Source organism: Leuconostoc rapi (assembly GCF_016908715.1).
GTDB lineage: Bacteria > Bacillota > Bacilli > Lactobacillales > Lactobacillaceae > Leuconostoc > Leuconostoc rapi.
In genome coordinates this window covers 24297-41690 of record NZ_JAFBEK010000012.1, presented here as the reverse complement: position 1 = coordinate 41690, position 17394 = coordinate 24297, and the positions used below count along the sequence as shown (strand labels likewise).

Annotated in this window: 18 protein-coding genes; 13 read left to right on the top strand and 5 right to left on the bottom strand. The window is 36.0% G+C overall.

Annotated elements, in window-relative coordinates; genetic code table 11:
• Positions 1–114: 114 nt before the first annotated feature.
• The gene (locus JOD28_RS09055) at positions 115–654 is read right to left on the bottom strand and encodes a YagU family protein (protein ID WP_204770494.1); all 540 of its coding nucleotides are present in this window, start codon (positions 652–654) and stop codon (positions 115–117) included.
• 379 nt (positions 655–1033) lie between these two features.
• Between JOD28_RS09055 and JOD28_RS09050 the strand changes: the two genes are divergently transcribed.
• Positions 1034–2095, top strand: coding sequence for a BMP family lipoprotein (locus tag JOD28_RS09050; RefSeq protein WP_204770493.1), 1062 nt, complete (start codon positions 1034–1036; stop codon positions 2093–2095).
• Positions 2096–2405: 310 nt separating this feature from the next.
• Here JOD28_RS09050 and JOD28_RS09045 read toward each other — a convergent pair whose 3' ends face one another.
• On the bottom strand, positions 2406–2957 hold the full coding sequence (locus JOD28_RS09045; protein ID WP_204770492.1) for an ECF transporter S component: 552 nt from the start codon (positions 2955–2957) through the stop codon (positions 2406–2408).
• A gap of 305 nt (positions 2958–3262) precedes the next feature.
• Here JOD28_RS09045 and JOD28_RS09040 point away from each other — a divergent pair, with 305 nt between their 5' ends.
• The 5 genes from JOD28_RS09040 to JOD28_RS09020 are packed head-to-tail and all read left to right on the top strand — an operon-like array spanning position 3263 to position 7118.
• Entirely contained in the window at positions 3263–3652 is a 390-nt protein-coding gene (locus JOD28_RS09040) for a GntR family transcriptional regulator (protein WP_204770491.1), read from the top strand.
• Positions 3649–4554 carry an ATP-binding cassette domain-containing protein gene (locus tag JOD28_RS09035; protein WP_204770490.1) on the top strand — a complete coding sequence of 302 codons (906 nt, stop codon included), beginning with the start codon at positions 3649–3651 and terminating at the stop codon, positions 4552–4554. Before JOD28_RS09040 ends, JOD28_RS09035 begins: the two co-directional genes overlap by 4 nt.
• The gene (locus JOD28_RS09030; protein ID WP_204770489.1) at positions 4551–5417 is read left to right on the top strand and encodes a hypothetical protein; all 867 of its coding nucleotides are present in this window, start codon (positions 4551–4553) and stop codon (positions 5415–5417) included. Before JOD28_RS09035 ends, JOD28_RS09030 begins: the two co-directional genes overlap by 4 nt.
• Before the next feature lie 24 nt (positions 5418–5441).
• A complete protein-coding gene (locus JOD28_RS09025) occupies positions 5442–6347 on the top strand; it encodes an ABC transporter ATP-binding protein (RefSeq protein WP_204770488.1) in 906 nt (301 codons plus the stop codon).
• A 3-nt stretch (positions 6348–6350) separates the two neighbouring features.
• Positions 6351–7118 carry an ABC transporter permease gene (locus tag JOD28_RS09020; protein ID WP_204770487.1) on the top strand — a complete coding sequence of 256 codons (768 nt, stop codon included), beginning with the start codon at positions 6351–6353 and terminating at the stop codon, positions 7116–7118.
• Positions 7119–7167: 49 nt separating this feature from the next.
• Here JOD28_RS09020 and JOD28_RS09015 read toward each other — a convergent pair whose 3' ends face one another.
• From JOD28_RS09015 to JOD28_RS09005, 3 genes are all read right to left on the bottom strand, one after another.
• Positions 7168–8028, bottom strand: a complete 861-nt coding sequence (locus JOD28_RS09015; RefSeq protein WP_204770486.1) for an aldo/keto reductase — start codon at positions 8026–8028, stop codon at positions 7168–7170.
• A 134-nt stretch (positions 8029–8162) separates the two neighbouring features.
• A complete protein-coding gene (locus JOD28_RS09010) occupies positions 8163–9044 on the bottom strand; it encodes a metal ABC transporter solute-binding protein (RefSeq protein WP_204770485.1) in 882 nt (293 codons plus the stop codon).
• Positions 9041–9481: a MarR family transcriptional regulator gene (locus JOD28_RS09005; protein WP_204770484.1), complete on the bottom strand. Its 441-nt coding sequence runs from the start codon at positions 9479–9481 to the stop codon at positions 9041–9043. The genes JOD28_RS09010 and JOD28_RS09005 overlap by 4 nt, the downstream gene beginning before the upstream one ends.
• A 190-nt stretch (positions 9482–9671) precedes the next feature.
• On the opposite strand from JOD28_RS09005, the gene JOD28_RS09000 reads away from it, so the two are divergent.
• The 7 genes from JOD28_RS09000 to JOD28_RS08970 all read left to right on the top strand — a co-directional run bounded on the left by JOD28_RS09000 (position 9672) and on the right by JOD28_RS08970 (position 17262).
• Positions 9672–10424, top strand: coding sequence for an ABC transporter ATP-binding protein (locus JOD28_RS09000; RefSeq protein WP_204770483.1), 753 nt, complete (start codon positions 9672–9674; stop codon positions 10422–10424).
• A 1-nt stretch (position 10425) separates the two neighbouring features.
• The gene (locus JOD28_RS08995) at positions 10426–12411 is read left to right on the top strand and encodes an ABC transporter permease (RefSeq protein WP_204770482.1); all 1986 of its coding nucleotides are present in this window, start codon (positions 10426–10428) and stop codon (positions 12409–12411) included.
• Between the two features lie 7 nt (positions 12412–12418).
• Complete coding sequence (locus JOD28_RS08990; RefSeq protein ID WP_204770481.1) at positions 12419–13072, top strand: response regulator transcription factor; 654 nt, start codon at positions 12419–12421, stop codon at positions 13070–13072.
• Positions 13059–13937, top strand: a complete 879-nt coding sequence (locus JOD28_RS08985) for a sensor histidine kinase (protein WP_204770480.1) — start codon at positions 13059–13061, stop codon at positions 13935–13937. Before JOD28_RS08990 ends, JOD28_RS08985 begins: the two co-directional genes overlap by 14 nt.
• Positions 13938–14024: 87 nt before the next feature.
• Positions 14025–14780 carry a hypothetical protein gene (locus JOD28_RS08980; protein ID WP_204770479.1) on the top strand — a complete coding sequence of 252 codons (756 nt, stop codon included), beginning with the start codon at positions 14025–14027 and terminating at the stop codon, positions 14778–14780.
• 15 nt (positions 14781–14795) lie between these two features.
• Positions 14796–15389, top strand: coding sequence for an ATP-binding cassette domain-containing protein (locus JOD28_RS08975; RefSeq protein ID WP_204770478.1), 594 nt, complete (start codon positions 14796–14798; stop codon positions 15387–15389).
• 76 nt (positions 15390–15465) lie between these two features.
• Positions 15466–17262, top strand: coding sequence for a glycerophosphoryl diester phosphodiesterase membrane domain-containing protein (locus JOD28_RS08970; protein ID WP_204770477.1), 1797 nt, complete (start codon positions 15466–15468; stop codon positions 17260–17262).
• The last annotated feature ends 132 nt before the right edge of the window (positions 17263–17394 follow it).

The window sequence follows — 17394 nt, the reverse complement described above, 5'->3', positions numbered from 1 at the left end:
AAAAACTCAATGGTCTGTCGCCGATTCGATATCGGCAACTCACCACTGAGTCTGTTAATTAATTTTATTTTGTCCAACTATTGGGGTTCACTTCAATGTGGATGCCTTTTTGAATTAAATATTTGTGAGATGGCCGCGCTTATCTTTAGCAATTAAGTAATAAACGGTTGCAGCGATAGCCCAAGCCCAGACAATGTGTCCGAAGAACTCTGAGAAATGCTCAGCGAATGGCTGATTCCAAGGTGCAGGTACTGTTCCAAAAGCTGGCATGATGATTACATGCCAAGCAATCCAAAGGACAATACCATAAGCAGCACCCTGCCAAAGACCAATGTTTGACCAGTATTGTGAAACAAAAACATACAATATTGAAAAGGCAATTGCGAATGAAAAATGCAAAATGAGTGTAAACCAAAATACTTTTTGATCTTGTGAATAGTAGACAAATGACTCAACTAATTTCTTAGGAATGCCAATTTGCATAGCCATATGCTGTGGGGGATTGATTAAGTTACGGGCGATCGTGCGAGGTGGAAAAATATTCTCCCAACCAATCTTGACCATACCAGAAATCATACCAGCAATGAAACCGAACCAGACACTTTTTATGATAATCTCTTTTAGATTAGCTTGTGGTTTTTGTAATGTAAACATGTGTATATATCCTTTCAAATGTTACCCTAAAATAAATATTTCTTGCTGTAATTTTCATTACAAATAGTAAGTTTAAACGCTTATATGTGAAACGTCAAACATATTTTTATTTTCTTTATAAATTGTTAATATGTTTTGATATCAATAGTTTAGCGATGTTTAATCATTTATTTTGTAATGTTTAATTGTGCGTTGTGAAAAATGTGTTAATATGGGCAGATTAAGGGGATTGTGTTGTCTTTCGTTTACTGTTATTATAAATGACAGTGTGTTTTAGTGTTAATTTGCCGCTGACTGTTTCAAACTATCAGTTGCAATGGTCATAAAATATAACTAATTTCTATGTATACAGAGAGATACATAGTCGGAGGAAAACAAAATGAAACGTTCTATGGTCATTGGTGGCATTATTGCTGCTGTTTTGGTGATTGGCATTGGTGTGTCTGTTGCAAAAAATTCAGATACAAACCAAAAAGATACTTACTCGGTAGCATTAGTTACGAGCACAGGTGGTGTGGATGATAAATCATTTAACCAATCAGCTTGGGCTGGTATCAAGCGTTTTGGTGAAAAAAACAAGATGAAGCAAGGTCAGTCGGGCTTTTCTTATTTTGTATCAAATGATAATTCCGAGATTAAGGCCAATTTACAACAGGCTGTTAAGGCGAATTATCAGTTGGTTGTTGGTATTTCATTTATGGGCGGTCCAGCGATGAAACAAGTTGCTCAAGCCAACCCCAAGACCAATTTTGCGATGGTGGAAGCAGACGTACCTTACAAGAATGCTGTTTCAATTATGTTTCATTCAGAGCAGTCCTCCTATTTAGCAGGTGTTGCGGCTGCAACAGCGTCAAAAACTGGTAAAATTGGTTTTGTCGGTGGCGTTAAAGGTGAAGTGATTGAGCAGTTTGAGGCTGGTTTTAAGGCGGGGGTTTTAGCAACTAACCCTAAGGCAACCTTTGTGTCACAATATGCGAATACATTTACTGATGCGGCTAAAGGGAAGACAATAGCCGCAGCAATGTATGCTAGTGGTGTTGATGTTATTTTCCAGGCAGCAGGCGCAACTGGCAACGGTGTATTTGCAGAAGCTAAGGCAGAAAATCAAAATACGACAGTGGACAAAAAAGTGTGGGTCATTGGCGTTGACATGGATCAAACGGCTGATGGTAACTATACTGCAAAAGATGGTAAACCATCGAACTTCACATTAGCATCAGCGATTAAACGTGTTGATAACGCGATTGAAATCGTTGCACAACAGGGTCAAAGTAAACATTTCCCTGGTGGCAAAACAGTCACTTATGGTTTGAAAGAAAAGGGTGTTGATATTGCACGAGATGCGATGCCTGATAATGCATGGCAAGCCACTCAAGAAGCTAAAAAGCAAATTTTAGCTGGTAAAATTACGGTACCTAAGAAATTAAGTGATGTTAAATAATTTTTTGTTGGTTGCTACAAGTAGATGAATTGATACATGGACAATTATTATTTCTTGTTTAACATGTATTTAATGTTATCAGGTTAAGATTGTTATATTGATAAGGTAACTTAGCTTATCATTTTAACGAAACCCTGGTAGATAATACAAAATTCTCTTTTCATTCTCTCCTAAATTTTCTCTTCTCTTTCTCAAATACATTCTCTCCCCCTGTATTGTTTAGTTGATACAGGGTTTCGTTTGTCCTAAATATAATGAAAACGCCGATTCATTTGTCAATGAATCGGCGTTTTTTTGTGTACGTTATTTGTTAAACCGTCAGTTTTGTACGTAATTGTTGATGTAATATTGGATAGGTGATAAGCACCACGAGCATGGTGGTTGCGCAGTTGATCACAGTTGGCATTAGCGCAGATAAGGTAGCAATGACTGCTGGTTGAAAGGTTAATCCTTTAACTAAACCCATAACAAAATTATGTAGTGTGGTTGTCACAAATTTAGTCACAATCGCAGCAGCGATAACAGTAACTAATTTGATGGGTTTTGGTGCCACGCGATAATGCGTCATGTTAAAAACAATGATGGCTATACCGCCGACAATAAATATTTCAAAAAAATAATACGGTGCGTCTAAGACATAGTTATGCGTCACATCAAATAAGGCTAATCCAACACCACCGGCAAAGGCACCACGTTTATAGCCTAATAGTAAAACAGAAAGTAAGGCTGCCGCGTTACCAAGATGAACAAATGGTTTACCAATTAAAGCAGGCATAGGCACTTGAATACTGGTTGCTACATAGGTAATTGCTGCAAAAAATGCAACAAAGACAATTGTTTGGGTTTTTTGGTTTATTCTCATATTTCTTTTTATCTCCAAATAATAATTATACGTTTAACAAGCAATTGCATCTATTTTAACACATGTATTGTTTAATACAATTAGTATTATGATATTATTCAAATAAAATGAGTCTATTGTAACAAATTAATAAGAATTATGTTTAGTTGACAGAAAGAACTGTACCGCGTATCATAGTACACGTGATACAGATGGCAAATGATGTACTGTGTCTTGGGGAATAATGAAACACGGTCTAAATTTGATGGCTGGGTTGGTCACTTGACGAACCCAGCCATCAAAAATTTTAAGAAGGAAGTACATGAATGGCACAAATTCAGCGGAATCAACCATTATATGAACAGCTTATGTGGCGTATTAAAGGTCAAGTTGCTTCAGGTGTGCTGACGATAGGGGAAAAACTACCCTCGGTAAGGGAGATGGCTTTAATTGAGGGATTAAATCCAAACACGGTAGTTAAAGCCTATAAAGCTTTAGAACATCAAAATGTGATTGAAACAGTTGCTGGGAAAGGTACTTTTGTGAGTGCCAATGATCAGCAAGTGGCGGATGAACGTTTGATCAGAGAACTGCGTGAACAGCTTGGGGAAGTTGTGATTGACGCTAAAAGAGCAGCTATTTCTGCCCAACAATTAAATGACTGGATTGCTGAGGCATATGGCATCTCTAAAAATCCAGAGAGGGAGAAGGCATGACATTAGTCGTTGAAAATATATCCAAAAAGATCCAAAACAAAACAGTATTACATAATGTTAATTTCGAATTGCATGAGGGCGAAATTGCAGGTTTGGTTGGTCGTAATGGCGCGGGGAAAACAACACTATTTAGTACAATTAGTGGTGAGCTCTTAGCAGATTTTGGTCGTGTTGGCTTGGATGGTTTAGAATATCATAAAATACCCAGCTTACATGACCAACTGTTTTACATCAATATGCCTGAAAATTGGTTGAGTTACCACTCACCCAAAAAAATTAAGGCAATTATGAAGACGGCTTACAAAAATTTCGATGAAACGTGGTACGATTTAGAAATTAAACGATTTGGTTTAAATAATGGTCGGCAAATTCGCAACTATTCCAAAGGTATGCGAGCGTTATTTATGATTATTGTTAGTTTTGCTAGCCGTGCACAATATGTTTTTTTAGACGAGCCACTTGATGGTCTAGATGTTTTGATTAGAGATCAAGTCAAACAGATGATTGTGACCCAAGTGACAGAACATAACACAACAGTCGTGATTGCCTCACAGAATCTGATTGAATTAGATACATTAGTTGATCGTATTTTACTTTTGAAAGATCAAACGATTGATCGTACTTTTTCAGTTGAGGATAATAAGAATGTTAAGAAATATCAATTAGCATTTGCCGGTGACACTTTGCCTGCATTTTTACGGGACAGTGGGACAATCATTGCACAAACAGGTCATATTGTGACCATTGTTTTTAATAATTTTATTGAAGATATTGGTAGTAAGTTGGCTGGACCGGATTTTAAATTTGTTGAGGAGTTACCGGTGGGTAGTGAGGATATTTTCCGAGCCAGTTTTGCTAAAGAAGCATATGCATGGCAACAAGAACTGGAGGTGGAAGAATGAGGCAAAGCATGAAGCTATACTTTGTTATCAAAAAAAGTCAGTTCACTATGGCATTGCTATTAGGCTTATTATTGGCTGTTGTGTCGTTGACTTCGAGTTTTCTATGGCAAAATATTACTGTGAAATATTTTAACGAACAATTTGGGCCGCTTGTGAGCTCGATTTGGATTCTAATTGCTGCCGCAACAGTGTTAAATGATCAAATTAAGCACTTGGAAACGTGGTTATACACGCAAAATATTTCACGTAAACAACTCTTTATCACGCGAGTTATACTTTTGATCATTTTGCCAATATTGGTGTCGTCGTTAATGGATATCATACTGACGTTAATCACGCATCCTAACAGTGTGTGCGATATTATTGCAAATGACGCTGTTAGCGGCGTGCAGCTATTTTTCATGGCAAGTGTGATGGCTCTAGTTTATACACTGATTGGTCCCATTTGGATGAAAATAATGACAGCTATTTTTATGCTTATTGTCGTAATTTCACCGATATTGACAGTAGAAAAAATTGATCATATCTTCCATATTAAAATGTTTGAACATAGTGATGTTTTACAAACATTTTTGGCGAATGTTGTCATTTTATTCTTGGCACTGATTGTCTTTATCTTTGCTGGCTACTTATCAACTAAAATAAGCGCCGATACAATTGATAATGCTGTTCGACTTCATTATTTCAGGTGGCCAGTTGTTATTTTTGCTTTTGTATCGCTGTTTATCACGTTAATGGTTGGAAATCGATCATCATTGACAATAGAAGTTGTTTTGAATAATATGATTTTACCAGCGATTATAACAGTTGTGACGTTTGTATTTGTGTTTAAGCCCAAGTTGAAATTAACATGGGATAAATGATCAATTAAAAAAGGGGAGAAAGTAATGACATTATTAGAAGTAAAAAATATTGATAAACATTTTGGGAAAAAGATAGGGTTGTCGCAGGTGAGCTTTAATGTGGCAGCAGGGCATATTGTGGGTTTGATAGGTCCTAATGGGGCTGGAAAATCAACTGCGATGCGTGCAATTACTGGCTTAATGAGTTATTCTGCTGGTACGATTACACTTGATGGCCAACCAGTAACTTTTAGTGACCACCAAGCACTTGATAAAGTTGGTAATTTAATCGAATACCCATCAATTTATCCTAATTTAACAGCATTTGAACATTTAAAATTGTACGCCATGGACACAAAAACACCGGCTGATTTTAAGGACTTAATGCACCGGACACAAATTGATGGTGATAACTTTGGTAAGCGTAAGGCTAAACATTTCTCACTTGGTATGAAACAACGTTTAGGTATCGCTATTTCACTGATCAGACAGCCTAAACTTGTGATTTTAGATGAACCAATGAACGGATTAGACCCACAATCAGTGCATGATTTGCGAAATTTAATCCGAAATTTAGCAAATGACGGTGTTGCCTTCTTAATATCTAGTCATTTATTAGATGAGCTGCAAAAACTTGTTGACGATGTTGTGATTATTAACCACGGTAAAATTATTGAAACAGCAACGATTACAGAATTTTTCAGCCACGATAAAATCCGTTGGGTATTTGAAACATCTGACAATGAAGCAACTGTTAAATTGGCTCAGGCGCATGGTTGGGCAGTTACCACTGAAGACGATCACGTACAAATCTCTGGAGCAGAGAATTTACAAGAAGTCATAACCGCTATTAATACAATTGATGTGCAAATCAAAACAGTTAATACAGTCACAGGCAATTTGGAAAAATCATTACTTGATATGCTAGCGACTGATGATAAGGGGGCGTAAAAGATGTTAACTTTAATGAAACAAGAGTATTACAAAGTATTCAAACAAAATCGGATACATATTTGGCTAGGGTTAGGTGTGTTGTTTCCTTTAATAATTATGGGACTCTTTAAATCACAACGTGGTGCAGGAACAATTGTCGATTTAGGACATGGAACATTTTATGTCTATATGGCAGGTATTATTATTACGGCACTGAGTGTTTCTCAAGAGTTTGGATTTGGTACGATTAGACCATTGCTATCACGTCGTTTCAGTCGTGGTATGATTTTTACGAGTAAGTTACTATTGAATTTTAGCATTTATATTGCCCTATTTTTGTCAGTATTTATTGGTACCATGATTGGGCAGTTAATTTTTGCGCCAAATTTTGATTTTTCTGAACGGGTTAGTTATGCCGGAAATGGTTGGCAAACGATTGGTATTACAGTGTTAGGTACACTGTTACAAATGATATTTGTCGCAGCACTGGTGTTGCTTATCACGAATTTGGTTAAGAGTTCAGGTGCGGCGATTGGATTAGGTGTTGTGATGATTGTTGGGACACCAATTTTAAGCAGTATTTCGATGATGTTGATTCAAATGGCACCAATATTAAAGTGGAATCCTTTTAATATTTTTATTGGTATATCGATGTATGGCCAATTAGCACCTAGTGGTATTAAAAGTATCGTGCACATGTCTCAAGGCACAGTTTTCATTGCTTATATTGTCTATATCCTAGTGATGTATGCAGTTGCTTATCTGATTTTTAAGAAACGATCTGTTTAAGCCCATATAAAAAGCGAGCGTTTCACGTGAAACACTCGCTTTTTTGTGATTAGAATGATGCTTTGTCCGCGTCAAGATGTCGTTCCCCGACTGCTTGTAATTTATCCAAGGCAATGATATCTTCAGCTGTTAGAGAAAAATCGAATACATCAGCATTAGCTTGAATGTATAATTCATGGGTTGATTTTGGTAAAGGTAAAAAGCCTTTTTCCAATGACCAACGAATTAAAATTTGAGGGATTGATTTGTTGTACTTTTCTGCTAAATCACTTACTTGTGGTAAATCAATGAGTTTGCCAGTGCCAAGCGGTGAATAAGCCTCATTTAAAATATTGTGGACATCATTATACGTAACAAGATCAGCTTGTTGATCAGAAGGATTAAGGAAATTTTGATTGACCATTGGCGCAATTTTTTGCGTCTCAGCTAACGCTTCGAGATGATGGATTTGAAAGTTAGACACACCAATGGCTTTAAGCTTGCCATCCGTATAGGCATCTTCGAAAGCACGCCAAGTATCAGCGTTAGCAGATTTCCAAGCATCCGTGCTCTTAGCTTGAAGGTCTGCTGGGTTAGGCCAATGAATCAAATAGAGGTCGAGATAATCAAGCCCTAATTTATTCAGGGATGTATCAAGTGCTTCAAGTGCTGCATCATGGCTATGCGCATCATTCCAAAGCTTAGATGTGACAAATAATTCTTCTCGTGGTACACCAGAATCTTTGATAGCACGACCAACTGATGATTCATTACCATAAATTGCTGCTGTATCAATGTGTCGATAACCGGCATCAAGTGCCCATTTGACGGCTTGATAAGCCACATCGCCATCGGCTGACTGCCAAGTACCAAAGCCGAGAACAGGAATTTTAACGCCATTGCTTAGTGTATAAGTATCTGTAAGGGACATAAAGATTACTACCTCCAATTGTGATGTTATTTAGTTATCGATAAGTTTATCGGTAATCTTAATGGGTATCAGAAGTGACTGATACGTTTCAAGAGTAGTATAACATATTCAAAACAACTGATGGTGTCATGCGATTATGGTTTGATTTTTTGTATTTGCTTTAATTCGGATAACTTCCAAGTGACATAATTATCACCATTTGGAATTGTTTCAGTGACGTTAATTACGGGCACATCATTTTCTTTAGCCAATGATACAAGATTAGAAACTGTTGTGCTAGTTGTTTGCTTATTATTAACCAAGAAAGCAATTTTATGATCTGTAATCGCTGACTTAAGGTTTGTTAATGTTGCAGGAGAGGGATCATTACCCTCTTCAATAGCTTCTGAAAAGTCAGTATCCATAACCTTATAGCCTAAAGCAGTTAACATGTATTCAAATACAGGTTCTGTTTGTGCGACTGATTGGTTATGAGATTCTTTTTTGAGATCATTTATTAAGGCTGTCACTGGTTTGAGGCTAGCAATATATTTTTTTGCATTGGCTTGGTAATCTTTTTTATGTGTTGGATCTTTTTTAGATAACGTATCAGCTAAATACTGTGCAGTTTTAGTCATTGTTTCTGGGTTGTTCCAGAGATGCGGATTAATACCGGATTTTTTCTTCAGAACATTTTCACCGATGCGAATGAGCTGCGTGTTCTTAGATGTTTTAGCGAGTTTATTTAGCCAAGAATCATAACCTAAACCATTAGCAAGCGCAATATCGGCACCGCTGACTTTTTTTGCAACTGTTGTTGTTGGCTCGTAGTCTTCTGGTGAAACATTAGCGTTTTTGATGATAGCTGTGGCAGTACCATGATTACCAACAACTGTTTGTGCAATTTCTGCATAGAAATCCGTTGATGCCACAATTGTTAATTTATCAGTATTTGATTTTGGTGAAGCACCTTTAACGGTAGCAAAACCAACGATAGCAATAATAACAATGGCCATAATAGCGATTAGTTTTTTCATGAGTGATCATCCTTTAAATGGTTAATTTGGACAAGAAATGTCATAATTGTTTCTTGTTGTTGAGGTGTAAAATTAGCAATTGTGGCATCAATATCTTGATGTAGACTTTGATGTGAATGTTCGTGCTGCATCGCTAATTCGACACCCGCAGGGGTAACTTTGTACTTAATACTACGCTTGTCCACAGGATCTTGTGAAGCTGATACGTAACCATGGGCGGTGAGATTTTTGATCGCCTTGGTAATTGCTGGCTTGCTCAGTTTCATTTTGTCAGCAAGCGTGGTATTAGTAGCGTTTTGAGATTGCAATAGCATGAGCAAATGTGCTTGTGTGGCATTGATTTGTTGTGCTGTCGTTGTACGAATGAACTCAGAGCTTGCCGCGTACGTTTGGACAAAGGTATTGAGTTCTTGAATAATGTTGTCGGATTCTGACATGATTGGCCTCGATAGTTTACTAGTTAATTAACCAGTAAACTATAACAAATAATGATTGTGTTTGTCAACCTTATCGTTAAAAGTGGCAATCTGACATTTTTGTCAGGTTAAGTGCGTATTTGTTAGTTCAAGGGCGAGTTAATTATTAGATAATAGTTATATCGTATAGAGTACGTATTGGAGAAAAAATATGTTATTAGAAGTTAATCACTTAGCAAAAGTTTTTAAAACACGATTTTCAAAGGAAACAACAACCGCATTACGTGATATCGATTTTAGTATTGAGACAGGTGAATACATTGCAATCATGGGCGAATCGGGCAGTGGTAAAACAACCCTACTTAATATTTTAGCAACCTTAGAACGTCCGACAAATGGGATTGTGTCATTAAATGGCACTAATATTACGCGTATTAAGGCCAATGACTTGGCAAAATTTCGTCGCGAACACTTGGGATTTGTTTTTCAGGACTTTAACTTGCTAGACACATTGAATGTTCGAGATAACATTTACTTGCCACTGGTGTTAAACAGAAAGCCAGTTCAAATCATGCAGGAACGTCTGCATACGTTAGCACCATTACTCCACATTTCGGAATTATTAAATAAACAGCCTTTCGAATTATCAGGTGGGCAAAAGCAACGTGTAGCCATTGCTCGAGCTTTGATGACACAACCTGACTTGATTTTAGGCGATGAGCCAACCGCGGCATTAGATTCAAAAAATTCAGATCGTTTGTTAACTTTATTTGAACAGATCAACGATGAAGGGCAAACCATTTTAATGGTGACACATTCAAGTGTTGTTGCTAGTCACGCTAAACGTGTGTTATTTATTAAAGATGGCATGATCTATCATCAATTGTATCGTGCTGAGCGTAGTACATCAGAGTTTAACAAAGAAATCAACTTAGCCATGAGTAGTGTGTTAGGAGGCAATTGATATGTTCTATCTGAAACTTGCGCAGCGTAATATTCGTCAATCATTTAAAATTTTCGCGCCATTTTTATTGGCAACGGTTATGATGTTTGTTCTGAACTTTATTTTGGCCTCGATTACCTTTTCGCCAGAATTAGATAAATTAGACATTAAGTCCGTAGCTGTCGTTCTAATTATTGGTCAAATTATACTGATTCCTTTTTCAATCGGTATTGAAATTTATGCTTATCGTTTTTTATTAAAGAAACGATCACGAGAATTTGGACTATATGATATTTTAGGACTTGGAAAAAATCAAATTACCCTGGTTGCATTGCTTGAACTACTATTGATATGGTTTGTCACAGTAGTACTTGGCACCATTGTTGGTGTTATTTTATCGAAATTTTTATTTTTGGTGTTTATCGCGTTAATCGGTGGTAACTATTTTAATTTAACGTTTTTGAGTTGGTCATTTGTTATGCCAACGCTGATTGCTTTAACCTCTTTTGTGATATTGGCGTTTATTAGTACATGGGCGCTTCGGCATAATTCTAGTTTGACATTATTGCGTGCGGAAAGTCACGGTGAGCGTGAACCAAAATCACGCAGTTTCTTAGCATTAATTGGTATCTTGCTATTAGGTGTCGGATATTATTTGGCGATAACCATTAAGGTAGGGACGTTTATTGTTGTCACATTCGCTGGGGCAGTCTTACTAGTCATCGTAGGAACCTACTTGTTTTATGTTGCCTTTACTATCTGGTATTTAAAGCAACAAAAACGCGGTCGTCGCTATTATCAACCGGAAAAATTTATTACAATTAATTCATTGTTGTATCGCATGAAACAGAATGTGATTGGACTGGGCAATATTACAATATTGGTCACAATGGCCATCGTGACTTTAGTGACGACCGTCATGTTACAGGCTGGATTAAAGCAAAATATGATGGCGAATATGCCATTTACAACAGAACTGATTGCCATGAATACAGGTGAGACTAGTATTGGCAATGTCACTGAAGAACAGTTTGACCGTCTTTTGTCATTAACTGAAAAACAAACGCAAGTTGATTTGAAAAAAGGAATTCAATATGTGGATTATGGTACAACGTCGGTGAAATTGACTCATGGTAAACATGTGACGGTTAAACATATCATGTCCAGCGATAGTCAATCAGGTGTTACGAATGTCCAGCTTGTTTCGCGTGATACGTTAATTAAGCTTGGCAATAAATTACCAAAATTAGCGCCAAATGACATATTCATTCATAATTATGCTGGCGAATTTAATCCAAAGACGATTAACTGGTTTGGACAGTTATTGCGTATTAAGGGTCAAACAGCGCACGTCAAAAATTACGCAACACAAAGTCTTGTAGGAAACAGTACAATGATTGTCACGGCAAATGATACACAAACTAAACGATTGTATCAACGGATGACGTTTGACGCAGATGGTTACTCAATTGCACAGCGTAAACTAGTGATTGATTTGAGTAAGAACGATAATCAAAATGTTGTTAAAGCCTTTAAATCAATGAACGATAACACAGCACCAGTATCACTGCTCGTATCTGATCGATTTGCACTACTAAAAGAAGGGCAAGCATACTCGGGTGGTTTTCTCTTCATTGGCTTTACTCTGGGACTAACTTTTATCATTGGGGCAGCGTTAATTATTTATTATAAACAAATTGCTGAGGGGGAACAGGATAAAGAGGCATTCCGAATTTTACAAGAAGTTGGTTTATCTGAAAAAGAGGTATCCCAAACAATCAATAGTCAGATACGTTTATTATTTTTCATGCCAATTGTAGTCGCTGTTATTCACTTTGCGGGTGCTTATATCATGATTTCTAAAATTATTAATGTCTTTGGCATTAATAATGAGACGTTAATGTTATCGGTTAGTGGTGGTGTTATTCTATTAATTGTTGTGATGTACTATCTGATTTATAAAGTCACGTCGCATAGTTATGTTAAGATTGTACAACGTCACGTATAATGAAGTTATGCAAAAAATATTTATTGTTGAAGACGACACAAGTATTGTCGACAGTTTAAAAGATATATTATCCAGAGAATTCAGCGTTGCGACAACGCTGAATTTTCGTGCTGTCGCACAAGAAATAACCGAGTCACATGCTGATTTAGTATTGATGGACATCACGTTACCTTACTTTAATGGTTTCTATTGGACAGCTGCATTACGTCAAATTAGTAAAGTGCCTATTATTTTCATTTCAAGTGCTAATGATGAAATGAACCAAGTGATGGCGCTGAGTATGGGCGCTGATGACTTTGTCGCTAAACCTTTTAATTTAACTGTTTTGAATGCTAAAGTGCACGCATTGTTACGTCGTAGTTATCATTTTAGTGCATCAGAATTGATGTTTGCAGGATACCGTTTAGTCGATAGTGAGTTGATGAGCACAAATGCTAAAGTTGATTTAACGGCTACTGAAACTAAAATACTACAAACGTTATTTGAATCTGGGGCAACAGTTGTGCCTAAAGATGTCTTGTTGGCAAAGCTGTGGGAAAATGATGAGTTCATTGATGCGAATACACTGCATGTTAATATGGCACGGTTGAGGAAAAAAGTAGCGGTCATTAATTTTGATAAAATTCACACAGTACGAGGGGTTGGCTATGTATTGGGGTAACTATTTAAAACGGCAATTGGGGTTATGTTTGACGGTTATTGTGGGGATGAGTCTATTTTTGTGTACTTTTTTCTTATGGCAGTTACCAATGATATCACTACTTAATGCGAGTTTACTGTTCTTGCTAATGCTTCTCGTTTATGCAACGATTGATTATCAAAAATTTCGGCACGAGCAAAGATATATCGCTGATTTAGAGATAGAAAACGAGCAAATTCGTACAAAACTGGCCAAACAAATGCAGCGAGATCAAGCATTTATGGATATTATGCGTGTATGGACACACCAAATGAAAGTGCCGTTAGCTAGTTTAGATTTGATTGCGCAAACGCGGTTACCTGAACTAAAAAAGCAAACATTTGAATTAGAAAATTATTTAACTATTCTGCTTGAGTACCTTCGCGTCCAAAATATAACCACTGATTTCCGTTTTGAGGTCGTTAATATTCGTGAGTTAGTTAATCAGGTGATTAAAAAGTATGCCGCACAATTTATTCATAAAAATTTAAACGTTACAATTGTCGGTAACGCAAAGATCAAAACGGATGCTAAGTGGTTAGCGGTAGCTGTCGAACAGCTTATTAATAATGCGGTGAAATACACCGAATCAGGTGGTGTGAGAATTGAAATAACGGATCAGCAGTTACGCATGACAGATAGTGGGATTGGCATATTAGCTTCAGATTTACCGCGTTTATTTTCACATGGTTTTACAGGATATAATGGGCGTTTAGACAAAAAATCCAGTGGTTTGGGACTGTACTTAACCAAATTAGTGTTGGATAAATTGGCATGCAATATTATAGTGACTTCGAAAATTGACGTTGGGACGACAGCAGTCATTGACTTTCTACCGCAAAGATAGATAATATTAATTAATAATTGTGTTATGATGATAGAAATAACTTATTTATCATAAATATATTAATTAATTGGGGGTACATTGTGAAATATGAATGATATAAAGGCACTATGTAAAGTATATTTAATTAATATGCTGAGTAATAAGTTTGTTTTTGTGTTTAATTTACTATTACCAACGCTTTATTTTTTATATCAAAACGGCAAGTACTGGACTCGTCCTGCTGTCACTTTCAGCCAATCAACCAATTTAATCATTAGTTATTTTTGGGCATACATTATTATGGTAACAATCTTAAACAATGTCATTGTTGCCATGATTGCACAACGAGAAAATGGTTTTTATAAGCAGTTATTTTTCATTGTTGGATCTAAATGGAAAATACTCATCGCTAATTTTTTAGTACAGCTGGCGGTTTTAAATGGTGAATTGATTATCTTTAATGTAGTGGTGATGACTATTTTTCATAATTGGCATATTAGTTTGGTTCTAGCTGGCATGCTGTCGGCAACAATTGTCGCTGTACCTGTGGCATTGATTAGTAGTCTGTTGTTTTTGTTAAAAGTTAAAATCGAATCAATTAACATTCTGGTATCTATTTTATTGTTTGGGTTGTTTGCCTTGATTAATTTACCAGAAAGCGGATCGATTAGTCATACGCTATCCTTACTTAATCCAATAACTTATACGGTTGAAACGTCGTTTCAGACGTTGTCATTATTTTTTAACCATACGTTTGATCATAGTATGATTTTGATATGGGTGCTTGTCACAATAATTTATGGTTTTTTCGGGTGGTTTGGCACGTCAAAATTGTCAGTTCATTCGATTATTGATCGGGCGTAGTTGGGGGATTAATACATGCAAATAAAAAATTATTCATTACGTTATGTTGATCGTGTACTCGCTCAGAATTTTGATGTTGAATTTTCTAATCAGGCAATTAATGTGATTACAGGTGCTAACGGTGCTGGTAAAACAACACTCTTAGATTTTATTGCGGATGTCGGTCCAAAAGCAGCTAAAGGCGATAAAATCAATGTTCCCAAACAAGCTGAAATTGCCTATCAATTACAGCATATTCATTTTTTTACAACACTAAGCGTTGCTCAAACAATTACAATGTATCGGCAACTTGGTGATCCCGCGGTTGAAACACAAAATCCAACGTTTCAAATAATTAAAGCACAAATACTGGATAAAATATGGCATGTTGAAATGGGTAAATTATCTGGTGGTGAGCGGCAGATGGTATTAACCTACGGGCAGTGTTTGTTGGACAGAAAGCTGTATATTTTTGATGAACCCACCAGTGGCGTTGATGTTGATAATACAAAAATTATTTTGAACATGATTGCTTCTTTGGTACAGGAACGTCAAAAATTAGTCATTATGACGTCACATAACTTAGAACAATTGGCCGAGTTACCAGTAAATTTGATTGCTTTGGCGTAGTCACATTTATCATGAGTTAAATAAGAGATAGATTAACGCCTTGGTAGTCGTTATAATCAAATTCAGGAGAGTTTTGATGCGGTATATACGATTAAAGATGCTAGAGTCTGTTAAATTTTTATGGCGTAGTAAAAGGTATTTTAAAAGTGTCCTTGCGGCACATGCTTTATTTATTTTCATACTGTTACCAACATTGGGTAAAGCCAGTCAACTCATTTTAAAAAACAGTCACATAAATTATTTATCGATAAATACGTTAGGCAAGATGATGTGGCAACAACCAATACTTTTTATGGCGTTGCTTGGGGTTGTCCTATCATCAATGCTCTTGTCCTTTTTTGAATTTGCTTTTTTACTCATAAGTGTTTATTTTATTCATATTAAACAACCAGTTGCATTACATCAATTAATATTTAGAAAATTTACCCAAATTAGAAAAATTAGTATCAGTATGGGCCTGTTTTTCACGTTGTATTTAATGTTAATATTGCCATTAGGTGGGGTTAGTTATGGGTCGGATTTACTGTCAAAAATAAAAATTCCAGCATTTATTATGGATTATATCTTTGCTCATCGTCTAATTATAGTTGGTGCATTCATTGTCGTTTATCTGTTGCTGACATATATTGGTGTACGATTTATATTTGTATTGCCCAACATGATATTTAATAATTTACCGACTGGTGAGGCAATTAAAAGTAGCTTGAATTTAACACGTAACAGATTTTTTGATATATTAAAAAAATTGGCAATCATTGCTTTTGGGACAGCGCTATTTACATCACTTAGTTTCGCTATTTTAATTGAGATTCAAAAATTAGTTGAGCAATATAGCGGAATGTATACGTTAGTTAGTGCGGCAATCATTATGACGATACTGCAAATCATTATTTTGACTAACTTGGCATTGACCACAGTGGGAATGTTTCTTGTTATTGTTGATGACATGTCTCATAGTAACGCACTACCAGTTCAAGAAAAGAAGGCGTATGTTTTAGTTAATAATAAGCATCAAAAATTTTTTGGACAGTTAAGTGCTTATCTTATTTTCGGCATCTTAAGCGTAGGGATTGTCGCGCATTATAATTTAACATATCTCAAGTCTATTGATATTTCTAAACCAATAAGCGCGTCACATCGGGGTGTTTCCGAGAAAAACGGGGTACAAAACAGTATTGCAGCTTTAGAAAAAACAGCACAATACCATCCTGATTATATAGAAATGGATGTACAATTGACTAAAGATAATCAATTTGTAGTGTTTCACGATTTCAATTTAAAACAGCTGACAGGAGTTAATCAGACACCAGCAAATATGAATCTAAAGGCATTAACTCAGTTAAATGTTCATGAAAATGGTCAAGTGGCACCAATTGTATCCCTTGATGATTATTTGAAAGCTGCCAATGCGATACACCAAAAACTTTTAATTGAATTTAAGACAACGGATAAAAATAATACACAATTAGTTCAACATTTTATGCGTAAGTATCGAGATAATCTAATAGAAAATCATCACATTATTCAATCGTTAAACTTTGAGTTAATTGAGGACGCTAAAACAATGGCGCCCAATGTCGAAGCAGGCTATATTTTACCGTTTAATATTATTGGACCACCACAATCAAAAGCGGATTTCTATACGGTTGAATTTAGTACTGTTAATAAACATTTTATACAGGCGTCACATCATGATGGTAAAAAAGTATTTACTTGGACACCAAATGATAAAAAATCTATTTTACGCATGATGTATTTTGGTGCAGATGGGGTAGTTACGGATAATATGCGGGCTGTGAACCAAGCAACTTTTGATGCTAATCATGTCACTTACTCTGACAAACTTCTTTATTACGCTGCAGGTGTTGGTTAATAGAATAGCGTTTTTAAAAATTAATAATAGTCGTAAAAAAAGAATTGATTTCATATTTTAATGAAGTCGATTTTTTGTTTGAATAAAATTTGAATTATTAAAAACAAATGATATAATTTTATAATATAAGAA